Source organism: Pseudomonas sp. NFACC13-1 (assembly GCF_900104425.1).
GTDB classification, from domain to species: domain Bacteria; phylum Pseudomonadota; class Gammaproteobacteria; order Pseudomonadales; family Pseudomonadaceae; genus Aquipseudomonas; species Aquipseudomonas fluorescens_AA.
The window spans coordinates 25,932-42,355 of the sequence record NZ_FMXV01000002.1 but is presented as its reverse complement, the minus strand read 5'-3'; the positions used below and the strand labels follow the sequence as shown (position 1 = coordinate 42,355).

At 63.6% G+C, this 16,424-nt stretch carries 19 protein-coding genes; 6 read left to right on the top strand and 13 right to left on the bottom strand.

Annotated features, from left to right (window positions below):
• Positions 1-111 precede the first annotated feature (111 nt).
• The 11 genes from BLQ55_RS02705 to nirS form a co-directional block, all read right to left on the bottom strand.
• Positions 112-1,602: a nitrite reductase gene (locus BLQ55_RS02705; RefSeq protein ID WP_092252209.1), complete on the bottom strand. Its 1,491-nt coding sequence runs from the start codon at positions 1,600-1,602 to the stop codon at positions 112-114.
• On the bottom strand, positions 1,599-2,441 hold the full coding sequence (cobA, locus tag BLQ55_RS02700; RefSeq protein ID WP_092252207.1) for a uroporphyrinogen-III C-methyltransferase: 843 nt from the start codon (positions 2,439-2,441) through the stop codon (positions 1,599-1,601). The genes BLQ55_RS02705 and cobA overlap by 4 nt, the downstream gene beginning before the upstream one ends.
• Positions 2,442-2,478: 37 nt before the next feature.
• Positions 2,479-3,660: a heme d1 biosynthesis radical SAM protein NirJ gene (nirJ, locus tag BLQ55_RS02695; protein WP_092252205.1), complete on the bottom strand. Its 1,182-nt coding sequence runs from the start codon at positions 3,658-3,660 to the stop codon at positions 2,479-2,481.
• Between the two features lie 28 nt (positions 3,661-3,688).
• On the bottom strand, positions 3,689-4,225 hold the full coding sequence (locus BLQ55_RS02690; RefSeq protein ID WP_092252203.1) for a siroheme decarboxylase subunit beta: 537 nt from the start codon (positions 4,223-4,225) through the stop codon (positions 3,689-3,691).
• Positions 4,200-4,643, bottom strand: a complete 444-nt coding sequence (locus BLQ55_RS02685) for an Lrp/AsnC family transcriptional regulator (protein WP_092252201.1) — start codon at positions 4,641-4,643, stop codon at positions 4,200-4,202. The genes BLQ55_RS02690 and BLQ55_RS02685 overlap by 26 nt, the downstream gene beginning before the upstream one ends.
• Positions 4,636-5,148 (bottom strand): siroheme decarboxylase subunit beta, encoded by a 513-nt coding sequence (locus BLQ55_RS02680; RefSeq protein ID WP_092252199.1) that lies wholly within the window; start codon positions 5,146-5,148, stop codon positions 4,636-4,638. The genes BLQ55_RS02685 and BLQ55_RS02680 overlap by 8 nt, the downstream gene beginning before the upstream one ends.
• Positions 5,145-5,603, bottom strand: a complete 459-nt coding sequence (locus tag BLQ55_RS02675) for an Lrp/AsnC family transcriptional regulator (RefSeq protein ID WP_092252197.1) — start codon at positions 5,601-5,603, stop codon at positions 5,145-5,147. The genes BLQ55_RS02680 and BLQ55_RS02675 overlap by 4 nt, the downstream gene beginning before the upstream one ends.
• A gap of 2 nt (positions 5,604-5,605) precedes the next feature.
• Positions 5,606-6,784, bottom strand: a complete 1,179-nt coding sequence (locus BLQ55_RS02670) for a cytochrome D1 domain-containing protein (protein ID WP_092252195.1) — start codon at positions 6,782-6,784, stop codon at positions 5,606-5,608.
• Positions 6,781-7,110, bottom strand: coding sequence for a c-type cytochrome (locus tag BLQ55_RS02665; protein ID WP_092252193.1), 330 nt, complete (start codon positions 7,108-7,110; stop codon positions 6,781-6,783). The genes BLQ55_RS02670 and BLQ55_RS02665 overlap by 4 nt, the downstream gene beginning before the upstream one ends.
• A 187-nt stretch (positions 7,111-7,297) precedes the next feature.
• Positions 7,298-7,609: a c-type cytochrome gene (locus BLQ55_RS02660; RefSeq protein ID WP_092252191.1), complete on the bottom strand. Its 312-nt coding sequence runs from the start codon at positions 7,607-7,609 to the stop codon at positions 7,298-7,300.
• A gap of 24 nt (positions 7,610-7,633) precedes the next feature.
• Positions 7,634-9,202, bottom strand: a complete 1,569-nt coding sequence (gene nirS / locus BLQ55_RS02655; RefSeq protein ID WP_256326528.1) for a nitrite reductase — start codon at positions 9,200-9,202, stop codon at positions 7,634-7,636.
• Between the two features lie 310 nt (positions 9,203-9,512).
• Between nirS and BLQ55_RS02650 the strand changes: the two genes are divergently transcribed.
• From BLQ55_RS02650 to BLQ55_RS02625, 6 genes are all read left to right on the top strand, one after another.
• On the top strand, positions 9,513-10,316 hold the full coding sequence (locus BLQ55_RS02650; RefSeq protein WP_092252662.1) for a CbbQ/NirQ/NorQ/GpvN family protein: 804 nt from the start codon (positions 9,513-9,515) through the stop codon (positions 10,314-10,316).
• Positions 10,300-10,884 carry a cytochrome c oxidase subunit 3 family protein gene (locus BLQ55_RS02645; protein WP_092252187.1) on the top strand — a complete coding sequence of 195 codons (585 nt, stop codon included), beginning with the start codon at positions 10,300-10,302 and terminating at the stop codon, positions 10,882-10,884. Before BLQ55_RS02650 ends, BLQ55_RS02645 begins: the two co-directional genes overlap by 17 nt.
• A 12-nt stretch (positions 10,885-10,896) precedes the next feature.
• Positions 10,897-11,151 carry a cytochrome C oxidase subunit IV family protein gene (locus tag BLQ55_RS02640; protein ID WP_092252185.1) on the top strand — a complete coding sequence of 85 codons (255 nt, stop codon included), beginning with the start codon at positions 10,897-10,899 and terminating at the stop codon, positions 11,149-11,151.
• Between the two features lie 291 nt (positions 11,152-11,442).
• Entirely contained in the window at positions 11,443-11,883 is a 441-nt protein-coding gene (locus BLQ55_RS02635; RefSeq protein WP_003202495.1) for a c-type cytochrome, read from the top strand.
• A 3-nt stretch (positions 11,884-11,886) separates the two neighbouring features.
• Positions 11,887-13,314 carry a cbb3-type cytochrome c oxidase subunit I gene (locus tag BLQ55_RS02630; RefSeq protein ID WP_092252183.1) on the top strand — a complete coding sequence of 476 codons (1,428 nt, stop codon included), beginning with the start codon at positions 11,887-11,889 and terminating at the stop codon, positions 13,312-13,314.
• Positions 13,315-13,401: 87 nt separating this feature from the next.
• A complete protein-coding gene (locus BLQ55_RS02625) occupies positions 13,402-15,240 on the top strand; it encodes a nitric oxide reductase activation protein NorD (protein ID WP_092252181.1) in 1,839 nt (612 codons plus the stop codon).
• 4 nt (positions 15,241-15,244) lie between these two features.
• Here the strand turns inward: BLQ55_RS02625 and BLQ55_RS02620 are convergent, their stop codons facing one another.
• Both BLQ55_RS02620 and BLQ55_RS02615 read right to left on the bottom strand, forming a co-directional pair.
• Complete coding sequence (locus BLQ55_RS02620; RefSeq protein WP_092252179.1) at positions 15,245-15,445, bottom strand: protein DnrP; 201 nt, start codon at positions 15,443-15,445, stop codon at positions 15,245-15,247.
• Positions 15,442-16,125 carry a Crp/Fnr family transcriptional regulator gene (locus BLQ55_RS02615; RefSeq protein WP_092252177.1) on the bottom strand — a complete coding sequence of 228 codons (684 nt, stop codon included), beginning with the start codon at positions 16,123-16,125 and terminating at the stop codon, positions 15,442-15,444. The genes BLQ55_RS02620 and BLQ55_RS02615 overlap by 4 nt, the downstream gene beginning before the upstream one ends.
• Positions 16,126-16,424 lie beyond the last annotated feature (299 nt).

Below are 16,424 nucleotides of genomic sequence, written 5' to 3'. Positions count from 1 at the left end.
CGATCGCTTTTGTGGCGAGGGAGCTTGCTCCCGCTGGGCTGCGTAGCAGCCCTGAGGCCCGGTGCCTCGGGTCGATTGATATTGGGGGCTGCGCATCAGCCCCCTTTTTTTTCAGTGGGATGTCCCCTCGGCGAACTCGATCTTGTTACCGACGTTGTACTTGCCCGAAGGCTTGTTCATGGGCAGGCGCTTGATTTCCTCCAGGGTGTTGCTGTCGTAGACGATCAGCGCGCCATCGGTGTCCCAGATACTCAGCAGCAAGTAGCGCCCGTCGCGGGTGAACTCGACGTGGGCGGCGGTCTTGCCAGGCATCGGCCGCAGGGTGTGGGCGATTTCCAGGGTCTGTTTGTCGATCAGGTGGATGGCGTCGTTGTCGGGGCCGAAGAACACATCGGTCCAGGCGTAGCGAGCGTTGGCATGGCTGCGCAGGAAGAAACCCGGCCCCAGGGTGGGGATCTGCTTGATGACTTTCCAGGTGTCGAAGTCGATCACGGAGATCAGCCCCTTGCTGATGTTGGGCGTGGCGAACACCCAGTGACCATTGCGTTTCCAATAGGTCCCCGAGCCCAAGTGTGGCATGCCCGGCAGTGCGATGTCGGTGACGATCCGCCCTGTGTCGAGGTCGATCACCTGGCCGCCCTGGGCCTTGCGCGAGGTGGCGAGCAACTGCCGGTAATCGGGCGAGAAGGAAAAGTCGTCGAGGTAGTCCTCGGCCTCGATCCGCCTGGGCACGAAGTCCGGGTTCGGCCCGGTGGACAGCTCCCAGACCTCTTTCACGTCCTTCAAGGCCACGATGAAGCTGTTGCGCGGCGGCGCGGTATACACCGCACTGACCCGGGAGGCCTGGCCGCCCAGCCCCACCGTTGCAACCGTCTTGACCAGCGACAGGTCGCGGGCATCCAGCACCACCACGTTCCCCGGCAGGGTGTTGCCCACCAGCACCCAGCGCCCGTCCTTGCTCACCGCCAGGTTGCGGGTATTGAGCCCGGCTCGCACCTCGGCGATGAGCGTGAGGTTGTGCAAGTCATACAGACTGATCCAGCCGTCCCGGGAGGCGAAATAGACGAAGCGTCCGTCCGGCGAAAATTTTGGTCCGCCATGTAGCGCGAAGTGTGAGGCGAAGCGGGCCAGGACCTCGAAGCGATCCCCGTCGACGATATCGACGTGATGGTCGCCAGCCTCCACCACCACGAACAGGTTCAGCGGATCGGCGTGGTGCTGGGGTTTGTCGGGCAGGGTCGCGACATCCGCCAGCAGGCGATGGCTGTGGCGAGTGTCGTCCTCGCTCCAGGTCGGTTCGACGGCAGGCGGACGTTGGAGATAGTGGGTCAGGCCATCGATCTGCGCGGGCTCCAGCACCGCGCCGAATGCCGCCATCTGGCTGGCCGGACGTCCATGCTGGATTACCTGGCGAATCTCGTCGGGCTTGATCCGGCTCAGGCTCTGGGGCAACAGCGCCGGCCCGGCAGCGCCGATGCGATTGACCCCGTGGCATTGCTGGCAGTGTTGCTGGTAGTTGCGTTCGGCCAATGCCAGGTCCGGTTCCGGGGCAGCGTGGACGGCACCGACCCACAGCAACGGGGCAAGCCAGCCGAGGTTCATGATGCCACCTTCGCGATACCGGGCTGGAACGGTGTGGCCGGGTGCAGGCGCGCCGGATGCTCCAGCAGTTGATGGGCAAACAAGCCGACCACCTTGCCGATCACCGTCAAGGTCGGCAGGCCTTCGGCGCAGGTCAGGGCCATCTCCGGCAATTGCTGGAGGGTGCCACGCAGGACCTGCTGGTCGGGTCGCGTGCCGTTGCTGATCAAGGCCGCCGGCGTGTCGGCCGCCAGGCCCGCCGCGATCAACCGCGTGGCGATGGTGCCGAGGTTCGACAAGCCCATGTAGAACACCAGGGTCTGGCTGTCATCCGCCAGGCTTTGCCAGGGCAGGTTCAAGTCGCCTTCGCGTTGCAGGTGACCGGTGATGAAGCGACAGGAATTGACCAGGTCGCGATGGGTCAGGGGAATGCCGGCATAGGTGCTGCAACCGGCCGCGGCGGTGATGCCGGGTACGACCTGGCAATCGATACCCCGGGCCAGTAGATACTCCAGCTCCTCGGCACCGCGCCCAAAGATGAACGGATCACCACCCTTGAGCCGCACCACCCGTTGGCCCTGGTCGGCCAGGTCGGCCAGCAGTTCGTTGATCTGTGCCTGGGGCAGGCTGTGGCAACCGGCGGCCTTGCCGACGTAGTGCCGGGCGCAGGGCAGGGGGATCAGGTTGAGCAGTTGCGGGCTGATCAAGCGGTCGTAGACCATTGCGTCGGCCTGCATCAACAGGCTCCAGGCGCGCAAGGTCAGCAGGCCCGGGTCACCGGGGCCGGCGCCGACCAGGGCGACTTCACCCGGTCTGAAGGGCGATTGCAGGGCAGCGGGCAAAACGATGGAGGCAGGCATGGGACTTCCTTGGTTCGTCATCAGGTTCGCCGTTGGGTTATCGGGTGCAGGGCATCGCAACGCTGGGAATCGCGTGCAGGCCGATTTCGTCATCGCTGAGGTGGCAGCCGGGGTCCTGGCCCCACAGGTCGCCGTCGGCCCAGGCGCGGGTGCGGGTATTGCCGTTGCAGATGTCCAGCCAGCGGCATTGTCCACAACGGCCGCCCACGGCCCGTGGATGTTCGCGCAGCTTCAGCAGCAGGGTATCGGGGCGGTCTGACCAGAGGGTCTTGAACGGTGTCTGGCGCACGTTGCCCACCGAGTGCTGCCACCAGTACGTGTCGGGATGGACCTCGCCGGTATTGTCGATATTGGCGATGCCGCTGCCCGACGCATTGCCGCCCCAGGCCCGCAGCATCTGCTCCAGTGCGGCGTAGTGCCGGGGCATGCGCCGGGATACCCATTGCAGCAACAGGATCGCATCGGCGTCGTTGTTGCCGCTGACGAAGTCACTGTCGCGGCCCAGTTCGATGTCGTGCCAGGCTCGCTCGAAGATCAGGGTCATGGCCTCGCGACTCATCTGCTGGTGGGCATCGAGCTTGCGACTGCGCTTGCCCCGGCCGCTGTAGTTCAGATGCGACAGATAGAATTTCTGCACGTCGTACTCATCCATCAAGTCCAGCAAGCGCGGCAACTGGGCGTGGTTGTGCTGGGTAAGGGTGGTGCGCAATCCGACTCGGATGCCTTGCTCGCGGCAGAGCCGTATGGCCGCCATGGAGCTGGCGAAGCTGCCCTTGAGTTGGCGGAACTCATCATGGGTCGCTTCCAGACCGTCGATGCTGATGCCGACGTAATCGAAGTTCGCCGCGGCAATCTGTTGGATATTGGTGGCGTCGATCAGTGTGCCGTTGGTGGACAGGGCCAGGAAAAAGCCCTTGCTGCGGGCATAGGCAGTGAGTTGGAACAGGTCGTCGCGCAGCAGCGGTTCGCCGCCGGACAGGATCAGCACGCGTACCCCGGCGTCCTGCAAGTCATCGATGACCTTGAGCGCCGCCACGGTGTCGAGTTCGTCGCGAAACACGCTGTCGGCCGACGTCGCATAGCAGTGCTTGCAGGTCAGGTTGCAACGCCTGAGCAGGTTCCAGATCACCACCGGCGGGCGGTGCTTGCCCGGTGGCGTGATGCGTGGGGCGGGGCATTGCCCGGCCAGGGCTCGCAGGTAATGGCTGATCCTCAACATAAGGCGCTCCTTCAGTCTGCGTGCGGGTTCAGCGCGAGGCGGGTGACAGGCGCAGGCCGGTTTTTTTCAGGATGCGGCTGCTCACCAGCATGTCGTCGGCGGCGCAGGCGTTCCCCAGCAGGTAGCGCAGGTGTTCGCGGTAGCTGTCGATTTCTTCGCGGCTGCGGCCGTGGACCATGGCGAACAGGTTGTAGCGCCAGCCGGGCCGGCGCGGCCGCCGGTAGCAGTGGCTGACGAAGGGCTGCGTCCCCAGCAGCGCGCCGAGGCGCGACATGTCGGCGTCGGCCACGTCCCAGACCGTCATGCCGTTGTGGCGATAACCCAGGCGGTAGTGATTGGGCACGGCGGCGATGCGCCGGATTGCTCCTTCGACCTGCAGGCGCTTGAGCAGGTCGAGGGTGGATTCCACGCTCAAGCCCAGCTGCTCGGCCAGCCAGGCCCAGGGGTCTTCGAGCAAGGGCAGGCCAGCCTGGGTCAGTTCCACCAGGCGCAACGCCAAGGGCGTTTCATCCAGCTGTGGTGGCGTTTGCCACGAAGCCTCAGATGGGGAAATACAGGCCGACATGGTAGGTCTCCTCTTTGGGCAGGTTCAGTGGCACCAGGCCGGTCAGGTGTTCGATGCGCCGCAGGGTGTCGTCGATCGCCTGTTCGCTGGGGCAGGCGAGCACGAACCACATGTTCCACGTGTGCTCGCGGCGGTAGTTGTGGGCCACTTCGGGCATGTCGGCGAGCAGCTCGGCGATGGCCTCGAAGCGCGGCTCGGGCACCGCCAACGCTGCCAGGGTGAACGCGCCACCGAGGCGGTCGATGTCGAACATCGGGCCGAAGCGGGTGAGTACGCCGTCGTTGAGCAGTTCGTGCAGGCGGTCGAGCAATTCAGTGCTGCTGCTGTCCAGTTCCTGGGCCAGGGCTTGCCAAGGATGGCGGACCAGCGGTAGGCCCAGTTGCAGGCGATTGATCAGGCGGCGATCGAGGTCATCCATTGATACGGGCTCCGAGCGGTGCGGCGTAACGTGCGCCGCATTGCTTGAACAGGTGCGTGCTGAACAGCAATTGATGGGGCAGGTCGTGCAGCAAGTGTTCTTCCAGCAGCGCCTGGACCTGGGCTTCGACGCGGTCACGCTGGCGACCGTGGATCATGCAGAACAGGTTGTATTGCCACTGGGGCAGGCGCCGCGGGCGCTGGTAGCAAAGGCTGATGCCGGGGGCTTGGCCGAGGCGCCGACCGACTTCATCGACCAGGGCGTCCGGCACGTCCAGCACCAGCATGGCGTTGGCGGCAAACCCCAGGGCGCGATGGTTGACTACCAGGCCGACGCGCCGGAACAGGCCCTGTTCGTGCCAGCGCTGCACCTGCTCGAGCACCTGGGGCTCGCTGGCCTCGATCTGCTCGGCCAGGGCCTGGAAGGGCCGCGATGTCAGGGGCAGGCCGGTTTCCAGCAGACGGCGCAGCGCCAGTGACTGTTGCTCGCTCAGGGCGTTTTTCATGGGGTGGTCTCCAGGGCAAAGCCCAGGTCGATGCGGTAGGCAGTGAGCATGGGCAGGTCCAGTGGCGTGAGACCGGTGTCGTGTTCCAGTTCCTGGAGGATGTTGTCCAGGTGGGCCCGGTTGGGGCCGGTCAGTACGAACCAGAGGTTGTAGCGATGCTCCCGGGCATAGTTGTGATTGACTTCAGGGTATTGGCTGACGCGTGCCGCCACCTGGTGCAAGCGGTCTTCGGGCACGGCCAGGGCAGCGAGGGTGCTGGCCCCGGCCCGGGTGTGTTCGAACACCGGGCCGACGCGCGATAAGGTCCCGTCCACTTGCAGGTGGTGCAGGCAGTCGATGACCTGGGCTTCGCTGCAGCCCAAGGTCTCGGCCATGGCTTGATAGGGCTTGGCGCATAACGGCAGGCCATGCTGGAATCGATCGATCAGGCGCCGGGCCAGTGAGTTGAGTGTCATGGTCAGTACCCCGGCTTGTGCGCGCGGCTGCTGAAGAAAATGCCGCTGGGGCTCAGGGCCGGCAAGCTGCCCAGGCGTTCGAGGCGATAAGGGTCCCAGACCTGCACCTGACCGCCATCCCGGGCGGACAGCCACAGCTGGTCGCCCCGGGCGGTGAACTCCATGTGCAGCACCGCCGGACCGGGTCGTAGGTCGGCGATGATGGCGTGGGTCTGGGTGTCGATGACCTGGACGCGGTCGTTGTCCGGGTAGGCGAAGTTGACCCACAACTGCCGGCCATCCGGACGCGCCGTGACGAACACTGGCTGACCGGCCACGGCGATGGCGTCGGTCTGTTGCCAATCCTGGGCGTTCATCACCAACACCTGGTGATGCCCGACGGCGGGCACGAAGGCTTGCTGATCGGCGATGGCCCAGCCTTCCAGGTGCGGCATCTTGTACACCGGGAGCCGCTCCTGGCCGCGCCCGTAATGCCCCAGTACCCGTTTCACCCCGCGCTCCGGGTGCCAGAGATCGAGTTGGGCCATGCCGTCTTCACCGAACAGTCCAGCCATGTAATAACGCCCGTCCGGGGTGATCAGGGCGTCGTAGGGTTGTTGGCCAATGGCGGTGAAACGTTCGATGCGCGGGGTGAGGCCCAGGCTGAAATCGGCGGTCCAGATTTCGCCGGTGTCGAACAGGCTGAACACGAAGCGTTGTCCCGGTGCATCCACCAAGCCAACCACCCGTGAGCGCTTCTCGCCACCGGGCAACGGCGTGGCCGGGATGTCCGCGACCTGTTCCAGGGTCAGGGCATCGAACACCTTGACGCCGCCGGGCTCGTAGTTGGAAACGGCGATCAGCTTGCCGTCCTGGCTGATCGCGCCGCCGATGCTGTTGCCGCCCTGGATGATCCGGCGTTCGACACGCGCACTCAGCAGGTCGACCTTGCTCAGGCCGCCATCACGGCCGAAGACATAGGCGTAGCGCTGGTCGCGGGAGAACACCACCGAGGCGTGAGACAAATCGCCCAGGCCTTCGACGCGGCCCAGGGCGGTGCGGGTGTCGCTTTCGATGATTTGCAGGCTGCCGCTGGCGCGCTCCACCACCACGCCCAAATCGCCGGTGCCGCGCAACGGTGTCTGGGCGCAGCCGCAGAGCAGCAGGGCGATGGCCGTGGAGGACAGAAAGGAACGGATCATGAGGCGGGTTTTCCTTGAAGGAGCCGGTCCACCAGCCAGCGAATGTCGTCGGGCGCAAGCAACGCTGCCCAACCGGGCATGGCGCTGCCGGGCCGTCCGAGGGTGACGGTGGCGATGAGACCGTCGCGGGATTTTCCGGCCAGGGCCTCGTGGGTCAGGGGCGGACCGAGGCCGCCGGTCAGATACAGGCCGTGGCAGGCGCCACAGTCCTGGTCCAACAGGTGTTGCAGTTGGGCCTGGCGCTGGCTGTCGGGAGAGGCCAGCACGCTGGAGGAAAAAACCAAGAGCAGGGCGGTCGCCAGGGTTGTAGCACTGTGTCGTTCCATGACGTCCTCCTGAACCAAAGTCGTGCGCGGTCCTGTGGCGAGGGGATTTATCCCCGTTGGGCTGCGAAGCAGCCCTAAAGCCTGACATCGCGGTGTGTCAGGCAGATTTGGTGCTGCTCTGTTGGGGGCTGCTTCGCAGCCCAGCGGGGATAAATCCCCTCGCCACAGAGGTTTCTCTCACTGAGGATTATTTAAGGCTCAGCACCCATGCCGCGAGGATCTTGGCTTCCTCTTCCGTCACGGGGTTGGCCGGCATCGGCATCGGTCCCCAGTTGCCTTGCGTGCCTTCCTTGATGTGCTTGGCGAGCACGTCCTGGGCCCCGGCGACGCCGGCGTTTTTCGCCGCCACGTCCTTGAGCGCCGGGCCCACCACCTTGGTGTCGATGGAATGACAGGCGGCGCAGGGCTTGCTCTTGAACAGCGTCGGGCCGTCTTGTGCCAGCGCCGGTTGTACGCTCGCGGCGGCAGCCAGGGCCAGGGCAATCAGAATAGGCTTCATGGTTTTTCCTCTTATTGATGGGGCTCAATAGATGTCGTGTTGGGTGTTGTAGACGTTGAATTTCCCGGTCGGGGTGATCAGGCGCTTGTCCTTGATCACGTTCTTGACCTTGAGGGTCTTGTCGTCGATCACCACCAGCGCCGACTCGTCTTCCTGACCACTCCAGACCGAGAACCAGACCTCGTCGCCGGCCTTGTTGTATTCCGGTTGCACCACGCGCAGCGCGCCTTTCTCGATGCCGGCGTATTCGGCGATCGGCAGCACGGTGTAGCCGGCGTCGAGCTTGTCGATGTTGAACACCGCCACCGACTGGCTGAGCTTGGCGTCCGGGCTGAGGGTGGTGTCGACATACAGGTGGCGCGACGCCGGGTGGGTCTTGATGAACAGCGAGCCGCCACCCTGGCCCTGGAGCGAACCGACCTGCTTCCAGGCGTATTGCGGATGTTTGATCGGGTCGGTGCCGATCATGGAAACCCCGGCATCGCCCAGGTGGCTGGTGGCCCAGACCGGTCCGTAGAGTGGATGGTTGAAGTTGGCGCCGCGCCCCGGGTGCGGGGTCTTGCCGACATCCACCAGGGCGGTGAGCTTGCGTTCCTTGGAGTCGATCACCGCGACCTTGTTGGAGTTGTTGGCGGCCGTCATGAAGTAGCGGTGGCTGCTGTCCCAACCGCCGTCATGGAGGAACGGCGCGGCGTCGATGCTGGTGATGGTGAGGTTCTTGATGTCTTGGTAGTTGACCAGCATCACCTTGCCGGTTTCCTTGACGTTGACGATGAACTCCGGCCATTCGTGGGAGGCGATGATGGCTGCGACCCGTGGTTCGGGATGGTATTGCTGGGTGTCGACGGTCATGCCCCGGGTCGAGACGATCTGCTTGGGCTCCAGGGTCTCGCCGTCCATGATGGTGAACTGCGGCGGCCAGTAGGAACCGGCGATGGTGTATTTGTCCTCGTAACCCTTGAACTTGGAGGTCTCCACCGAGCGGGCTTCGATGCCTACCTTGATTTCCGCCACCTTGGTCGGCTCTTTCGGCCACAGGTCGATCATGTCGATCTTGGCGTCCCGGCCGATCACCAGCAGGTAGCGCCCCGATGCGGAGATACGCGAGATGTGCACCGCATAACCGGTGTCGATCAGCTTGACGATCTTCTTGGTATCGCCGTCGATCAAGGCGATCTTGCCATCGTCGCGCAGGGTGACTGAAAACAGGTTTTGCAGATTGAGGTTGTTGAGCTGCCGGGTCGGACGGTCCTCGGGTTTGACCAGAACCTTCCAGGTCTTGAGGGTTTCGGCCATGCCCCATTCCGGCGGTGTCGGCGGGGTGTGCTGGATGAACTTGGCCATCACCGTGATCTGGTCTTTGGTCAGGGCGTTGGAGGTGCCCCAGTTCGGCATGCCGGCGGCCGAGCCGTAGGTGATCAGCGCCTCCAGGTAGGCCTGGCCGCGGGACTGGGTGATGTCGGGCGTCAGCGGTTTGCCGGTGGCGCCTTTGCGCAAGACCCCATGGCAGCCGGCGCAGCGCTGGAAATAGATTTCCTTGGCCGAGTCGAAGTTGGCCTGGCTCAGGTCCGGCGCGCCTTCGGTCTTGACCATGCGGGGCGGTTCAGGCGTGGTGGGTTGGTCGGCGAAAGCGTAGGGAACAACCAGCGCTGTACACAGCGCCGTCACCCTCAAAGCCCACTTTTTTTTGTGGCTGATCAGCATTCCATTTCTCCTCAGGCGTGACCCGCGCTGCGCTGTAGTTGACGTTCGGCGCGCAGGTTCTTGGTGCGATGCAAGGCTATGCCCAGGGCGGTGGTGAGCCGCTTGACGGCGATCAAGTTTGCTGGCCGCAGGCCTTGCCAGGTTGTCGCAGGGGGCCGTAGCGTGGCCGGCAATCGTGTTGTCTGATCAGGCCCTCGCCATGAACGCTATCCACACTCTGCAGCACCCCGACGAACCCTTTTATCAACCCCAGGACAACGAGCAGGCGCTGTTCGAACAGGCCTGGCATCACGGCATGCCGGTGTTGATCAAAGGCCCCACCGGCTGCGGCAAGACCCGCTTCGTCCAGCACATGGCTCACCGCCTGAAACTGCCGCTGTACACCGTCGCTTGCCACGATGACTTGAGCGCGGCTGACCTGGTGGGCCGTCACCTGATCGGCGCCCAGGGCACCTGGTGGCAGGACGGCCCCTTGACCCGGGCGGTGCGTGAGGGCGGCATCTGCTATCTGGATGAGGTGGTCGAAGCGCGCCAGGACACGGCGGTGGTGCTGCACCCGCTGGCCGATGATCGCCGGCAGCTGTACCTGGAGCGCACCGGCGAAGTGCTGCAGGCACCGCCGTCCTTCATGCTGGTGGTGTCGTACAACCCCGGTTACCAGAACCTGCTCAAGGGCATGAAGCCCAGCACGCGCCAGCGTTTCGTGGCGATGCGCTTTGGCTATCCGGCGGTGGCCGATGAAGAGCGCATCGTCGCCCGCGAAGCGGGCGTCGAGCTGGCCCTGGCGGCCCAGGTGGTACGGCTGGGGCAGGCGCTGCGCCGGCTCGATCAGCATGACCTGGAGGAAGTCGCCTCAACGCGCCTGTTGATTTTCGCTGCGCGCATGATCGGCTCCGGCATGGACCCGCGCCAAGCCTGCCTGGCCTGCCTGGCCGAGCCATTGAGTGACGATTCGCAGACTGTTGCTGCGTTGATGGATGTGGTCGATGTCCACTTCGGCTGAAAACGCTGGCGTGCCCCGGCGGTTGCCCGGGGATCTGGCGATGTGGTTTTTCATCCTCGCCGAGCTGTCGGTGTTCGCGCTGTTGATCCTGGCATTCACCGTCGCCCAGGCGTTGCACCCGCAGATGTTCAGCGAGGGCCGGCAGCTGCTGGACCGCTCCACGGGCCTGGCGATGACCCTCAGCCTGCTCACCGCTGGCCTGTTTGCCGCCCTGGCCCAGGAGCAAGTCAGGCGGGACCGGCCGCGTCGCGCCGCGCTGTTGTTGTGTGGGGCGTTGTTGCTCGCCTGCGGTTATGTGGCGATCAAGCTCACGGAGTATGCCCATCTGCTGGCGAACGGCTTGGGGATGGAGCGCGACACGTTCTTCACCTTGTACTGGATCCTCACTGCGTTTCATTTTCTCCATGTGCTGCTGGGCATGGTGATCCTCGCCTGGCTGGCCGAGAGTTGCCGGCGTCGGCGCTACGGTGCGCAGGAACACAGCGGGTTGGAGTCCGGCGTGCTGTATTGGCACATGGTCGATCTGGTCTGGGTATTGCTGTTCCCGGTTGTCTACATTCTCGGTTGAGCGGAGGTGCTCATGTCGGTTTCCCGTGTCTTGATCACCTGCTGGATGGCGCTGGCCGTGCTCAGCACCGGCACCGTCGCCCTGGGCCAGGTCGCCGCCAGCGGGCTGGTGTCCATCGCCATCCTGGCGGTCGCGGTGACCAAGGCCTGGCTGATCGCCGACGGCTTCATGGAACTGCGCCATGCGCCGCGCCTGTGGCGCGGGTTGACATTGAGCTGGGCGGTGCTGTTGGCGAGTGTAATAGGGGTCGTCATCACACCCGCCTGAACCTGTGAACACAGAACCCCTGTGGCGAGGGGATTTATCCCCGCTGGGCTGCGAAGCAGCCCCACATGTATCGGCTACTGCGGCGTATCAGACAGGATGTCGGGGCCGCTTCGCGCCCCAGCGGGGATAAATCCTCTCGCCACACAATAATCCCCTGCCACAAAAGCTCATCTGCCTTTCGGGTTGTGTTGGAACAACCTACCAAAACCATCGGAGATTCTTGATCGCCATCAAGCGGTTTCAGTCCCCTCGCTTCCTAAAATGGTCACGCCAAGCAATGAGGAAGTGACCATGTCAGATACCTTCACCAAAGGCATGGCCAGGAATATTTATTTCGGGGGAAGCATCTTCTTCTTCCTGATATTCCTGGCCCTGACCTACCACACGGAACAGACCTTTCCCGAACGCAGCAACCAGGCGCAATTGACGGAGTCGGTGATACGCGGCAAGGGCGTCTGGGAGCGCAACAACTGCATCGGCTGCCATACGCTGTTGGGCGAGGGCGCGTATTTTGCGCCGGAGCTGGGCAACGTCGTGAACCGGCGCGGTGGCGATGAGGCCTTCAAGCCGTTCCTGCAGGCGTGGATGAAAATGCAGCCGCTGAACGTTCCGGGACGTCGGGCCATGCCGCAATTCAACCTGAGCGAGCAGGAGGTCGACGACATCGCCGAGTTCCTCAAGTGGAGCTCGAAAATCAATACCAATGGCTGGCCGCCAAACAAGGAGGGCTGAGAGATGAGCATGGCTAATCCGCATCTGAAATTCGCCTCGCAGGCTGTCGCCAAACCCTATTTCGTGTTTGCCCTGATGCTGTTCCTCGGGCAGGTGCTGTTCGGTTTGATCATGGGCCTGCAATACGTGGTCGGCGACTTCCTGTTCCCGCTGATCCCCTTCAACGTGGCCCGTATGGTCCACACCAACCTGCTGATCGTCTGGCTGCTGTTCGGCTTCATGGGCGCGGCGTATTACCTGATACCGGAGGAGGCCGACCGAGAACTGCACAGCCCGAAACTGGCGCTCGTGTTGTTCTGGGTATTCGCCGCCGCAGGCGTGGCGACGATCCTGGGTTACCTCTCGGTGCCTTATGCCACGCTGGCGAAATTCACCGGCAACGACCTGCTACCGACCATGGGCCGGGAATTCCTGGAGCAGCCGACCCTCACCAAGATGGGCATCGTCGTGGTATGCCTGGGGTTCCTCTACAACATCGGCATGACCTTGCTCAAAGGTCGCAAGACCACGGTCAGCATGGTGATGATGACCGGGTTGATCGGCCTGGCGGTGTTCTTCCTGTTCTCCTTCTACAACCCGGAAAACCTCGCGCGCGACAAGTTCTACTGGTGGTGGGTGGTGCACCTCTGGGTGGAAGGCGTCTGGGAACTGATCATGGGTTCGATGCTCGCCTTCGTCCTGATCAAGATCACCGGCGTGGACCGGGAAGTGGTGGAGAAATGGCTCTACGTGATTATCGCCATGGCATTGATCACCGGGATCATCGGCACCGGCCACCACTTCTTCTGGATCGGCGCGCCCGAGGTCTGGTTGTGGGTCGGCTCGATCTTCTCGGCGATGGAACCGCTGCCTTTCCTGGCGATGGTGGTCTTCGCCTTCAGCATGGTGAAAAACCGTCGTCGGCAGCATCCGAACCGCGCCGCCACGTTGTGGGCCAAGGGCACTACGGTCACCGCGTTTTTCGGCGCGGGTGTCTGGGGGTTCCTGCACACCTTGGCACCGGTCAACTACTACACCCACGGTTCGCAACTGACCGCGGCCCACGGCCACCTGGCTTTCTACGGTGCTTACGCGATGATCGTGATGACGCTGATCAGCTACGCCATGCCACGCTTGCGCGGCTTGGGTGAAGCCTCGGACGAGCGCGCCCAGCGCCTGGAGATCTGGGGCTTCTGGTTGATGACCCTGTCGATGGTGATGATCACCTTGTTCCTCACCGCTGCCGGTGTGGTCCAGGTGTGGTTGCAGCGGTGGATGACGGATGGCAGTGCCTTGCCGTTCATGGCGACGGTGGATCATTTGAAGCCGCTGTTCTGGGCGCGACTGGTCAGCGGCGTCGGGTTCCTGGCCGGGTTGCTCTGCTACCTGTTCAGCTTCCGTCAACGTAGGCGTGCGGCCCTGCGGGCACCGGCGGCGGTGGTGCCGTCATGAGTCGTCACAACGACTAAGCCGAACTCATTTGTGGCGAGGGGATAAATCCCCTCGCCACAATGGGTTCGGGTCGATAGGAGAACAACCATGGCATTCACCCTCGAACTGGAAGAATGGGTCGGCAGTGTCTGGCACCGTTTCATTACCCGTCGGGCCAGTGCCGATTTTCCTGAAGCACGGGTCGAACTGGTGCCCCGGCAACGCGCCCTCCAGGTGCTGTTCCGGGCCACCGGCGGTGCGCCTCACCTGGGGGTAGAAGCGGTCAGCGACCGCGACCTGCTGCTGCGTCGCAACCTGTTGCAGCAGATCGCCGGCACCTGCAAGCAAGTGCCCCTGGCCTGCTGCGACGGCGACAACCTGCGTCTGCCGGCGAGCCTGGCAGCGTTTCCCGACATCGTGCTCAACCAAGAGCTGTACCGCTGGGTGGCGTTGCTGGCCGCGCAGTCGGGGCCGATGAGGCACTGGGGGCGAGACAATCAGCGCTGGACCTTGGCGGTACTGAAGCGCTACCCGGCGCTGCGCCCTCGCTATCGGCGGCTGGTGGACGCGCACCTGTCCCTGCGCCCCGATCCCGCCACGCTCAACCCGGTCGAAGCTGCCCTGGAACGGGCGTTGTGCCAAGCCTTGCGCGAACCGGGCAGTGTCGAACATTTTCCCCGCAGCGAGCGGGCCGCCTGGCCGTTGCCGCTGTGGCTCTACCCACCCCAACACCTGGCCAATCCCCAGGCGGCCAATCTCGAAGACTCCGAGCAATACCTGGCGACGCCGCCCGGTGAACAGCAGGGTGGGCGCAAGCGCGCCGAGCGAATCGATGACACCACCCGTGACGGTGGGCTGCTGATCGTGCGTCTGGAAAACCTGTTCAGTTGGACCGAACACGTGGATCTGGATCGCTGGGCCGATGACAGCGAAGACCTGGACGCCGCGCGCATCGCCGAGGACCTGGATCAGTTAACCTTGTCACGCACCCGCATACGCAAGAGCGGTGGCTTGAAACTGCACCTGGACCTGCCCCCGGCCGATGTGGACGACATCCCGTTGGGCGCGGGCATCCTGTTGCCGGAGTGGGATTATCGCAAGCAACGCCTGCAGAACGACTTCGTCAGCCTGCAAACCTTTACCTCCCGCGATTGCCAACCCCAGCCATTGCCCGCGCGCTTGCGAAGCTCGGCCCGGCGCCTGCGTCGCCAGTTCGAACACTTGCGCAACGATCGCCAGTGGTTGCGCCAGCAAACCCAAGGTTCGGAGTTGGACCTGCAAGCCTGGCTGGATTTTCATGTCGAGCGCCAGCACGGCCAGTGCAGCGAACGCGGACTGTTCATGGACCAGCGCCAGACCCGCCGTGACCTGGCCTGCCTGCTGCTGGCCGACCTGTCGATGTCCACCGATGCTCACCTCAATGACGAGCACCGGGTGATCGATGTGATCCGCGACAGCCTGTTGCTGTTCGGCGAAACCCTGTCGGTGCTGGGAGATGATTTCGCTTTGTGCGGGTTCTCTTCCCTGCGCCGCCAGCAGGTGCGCATGCATGAACTCAAGGCTTTCAACCAGCGTTACGACGATCACACCCGCGGGCGCATCCAGGGCCTCAAGCCTGGTTACTACACGCGCATGGGCGCGGCGATTCGCCAGTCCACGCAACGGTTGGCGGGCTGCAAACGCCGGAGCAAATTGTTGTTGCTGCTCAGTGACGGCAAGCCCAATGACCTGGACCTCTACGAGGGACGCTACGGCGTGGAAGACACCCGCCAGGCGGTGCTCGAGGCGCGGCGCCAAGGGGTGACTCCGTTCTGCATCACCATCGACCGCGAAGCGGGGGATTACCTGCCGTACATGTTCGGGGCCAACGGCTACACCTTGATTCGCCAGCCCGAGCAATTGCCGCTGCGTCTACCGCAGTTGTACCGGCAATTGACTCAGGATTGAGGGTTCAGACGATGCTGCGAGGCAGCCAGAAGAACATGACGATGCAGAAGATCGTCAGCCCGCCACAGAACCAACCGAAGCGCCGTAGCCGGCGCTCGTCGGCCCTTGCCGCCTCCGCCGGCAAGGGCATGCCGCACTGGTGGCATTCGGTGGTATCGACGGGGTTGGCCTGTTGGCAATACAGGCAAGTGGGCTGCGCGCTCATTCGAATTGCTCCAGCCGCAGGCGATCGAGAATGGCGATCTGGCGACCGTCCTGGGTGATGATTTTTTCATCGATCAGGCGCCGGATGATCCGCGAAAAGGTTTCCGGCTGAATCGACAAGTGCCCGGCGATCAATTGCTTGGCCATCGGCAGTTCGAACTGACTGTCCACGGTTTGCAGGCGCACCAGTTGCGCCAGCAGGTAGCGCACCACGCGGTGAGTGGCGTTTTTCAGCGACAGGGTTTCGATCTCGTTGACCCGCTGGTGCAGGCGTACGCAGAGCTTGCCGAGCAGGGCGAAGGTCAGCCGGCTGTTGCTTTGTAGCAGCCGCGTGTAGGTGGCGTTGGACAGCCGATACAGCTGGGTCGGGCCCACGGCTTCGGCGGACGCTACGTAGTTGGGCGTGTCCATCAGCATCATCGCCTCGGCGAAGGTCTGGCGCTCGCCGATGACCTCGAAGACTTTTTCCTGGCCGTCCGGGGTCAGCCGGTAGATTTTCACCGCCCCACTAATCACGAAGTAAAAGGCCTGCGCCGGCTCTCCCTGACGGAACAACGGGTCGCCCTTGTCGATGCTCAGTAGTTGGCTGTTGCTCATCAATTCGTCGAGCTGTTCTTCGTTCAAAGGCTCGAACAGATGATGGCTGCGCAGAATCTGGTGATGGACACGGTGGAGCACCATGGCATGGATCCTTGTGGTGGCTAAAGAGGGGCGGAGTCAGACCAGGCTCAGGGACAGGCCGCTGGCAAGCGCCACGACGCAGGAGAGCATGACGAACCAGGTAAGCGGCAGAACGACGGATTTCATGGATGGCCCCGACGAGAAAGGTGATGCCGTGGCTGAGCAAGAGCCGGGCCAGGGCTGGAGGCTTTGATTGGTGGGGCGTTGGGGCTGGAGAGGGTAGAAATGACCCTGGCGCAACAGGGTTAAAACAACCACGAAAGGGTCATAAATACCCCATTCAGCTGCAGTCCTTGTGG

Bases quoted from the DNA above. Each gene is read 5' to 3' on its own strand.
- BLQ55_RS02705 (WP_092252209.1), bottom strand. From the start codon at position 1,602: ATGAACCTCGGCTGGCTTGCCCCGTTGCTGTGGGTCGGTGCCGTCCAC.
- cobA (WP_092252207.1), bottom strand. From the start codon at position 2,441: ATGCCTGCCTCCATCGTTTTGCCCGCTGCCCTGCAATCGCCCTTCAGA.
- nirJ (WP_092252205.1), bottom strand. From the start codon at position 3,660: ATGTTGAGGATCAGCCATTACCTGCGAGCCCTGGCCGGGCAATGCCCC.
- BLQ55_RS02690 (WP_092252203.1), bottom strand. From the start codon at position 4,225: ATGTCGGCCTGTATTTCCCCATCTGAGGCTTCGTGGCAAACGCCACCA.
- BLQ55_RS02685 (WP_092252201.1), bottom strand. From the start codon at position 4,643: ATGGATGACCTCGATCGCCGCCTGATCAATCGCCTGCAACTGGGCCTA.
- BLQ55_RS02680 (WP_092252199.1), bottom strand. From the start codon at position 5,148: ATGAAAAACGCCCTGAGCGAGCAACAGTCACTGGCGCTGCGCCGTCTG.
- BLQ55_RS02675 (WP_092252197.1), bottom strand. From the start codon at position 5,603: ATGACACTCAACTCACTGGCCCGGCGCCTGATCGATCGATTCCAGCAT.
- BLQ55_RS02670 (WP_092252195.1), bottom strand. From the start codon at position 6,784: ATGATCCGTTCCTTTCTGTCCTCCACGGCCATCGCCCTGCTGCTCTGC.
- BLQ55_RS02665 (WP_092252193.1), bottom strand. From the start codon at position 7,110: ATGGAACGACACAGTGCTACAACCCTGGCGACCGCCCTGCTCTTGGTT.
- BLQ55_RS02660 (WP_092252191.1), bottom strand. From the start codon at position 7,609: ATGAAGCCTATTCTGATTGCCCTGGCCCTGGCTGCCGCCGCGAGCGTA.
- nirS (WP_256326528.1), bottom strand. From the start codon at position 9,202: ATGGTCAAGACCGAAGGCGCGCCGGACCTGAGCCAGGCCAACTTCGAC.
- BLQ55_RS02650 (WP_092252662.1), top strand. From the start codon at position 9,513: ATGAACGCTATCCACACTCTGCAGCACCCCGACGAACCCTTTTATCAA.
- BLQ55_RS02645 (WP_092252187.1), top strand. From the start codon at position 10,300: ATGTCCACTTCGGCTGAAAACGCTGGCGTGCCCCGGCGGTTGCCCGGG.
- BLQ55_RS02640 (WP_092252185.1), top strand. From the start codon at position 10,897: ATGTCGGTTTCCCGTGTCTTGATCACCTGCTGGATGGCGCTGGCCGTG.
- BLQ55_RS02635 (WP_003202495.1), top strand. From the start codon at position 11,443: ATGTCAGATACCTTCACCAAAGGCATGGCCAGGAATATTTATTTCGGG.
- BLQ55_RS02630 (WP_092252183.1), top strand. From the start codon at position 11,887: ATGAGCATGGCTAATCCGCATCTGAAATTCGCCTCGCAGGCTGTCGCC.
- BLQ55_RS02625 (WP_092252181.1), top strand. From the start codon at position 13,402: ATGGCATTCACCCTCGAACTGGAAGAATGGGTCGGCAGTGTCTGGCAC.
- BLQ55_RS02620 (WP_092252179.1), bottom strand. From the start codon at position 15,445: ATGAGCGCGCAGCCCACTTGCCTGTATTGCCAACAGGCCAACCCCGTC.
- BLQ55_RS02615 (WP_092252177.1), bottom strand. From the start codon at position 16,125: ATGGTGCTCCACCGTGTCCATCACCAGATTCTGCGCAGCCATCATCTG.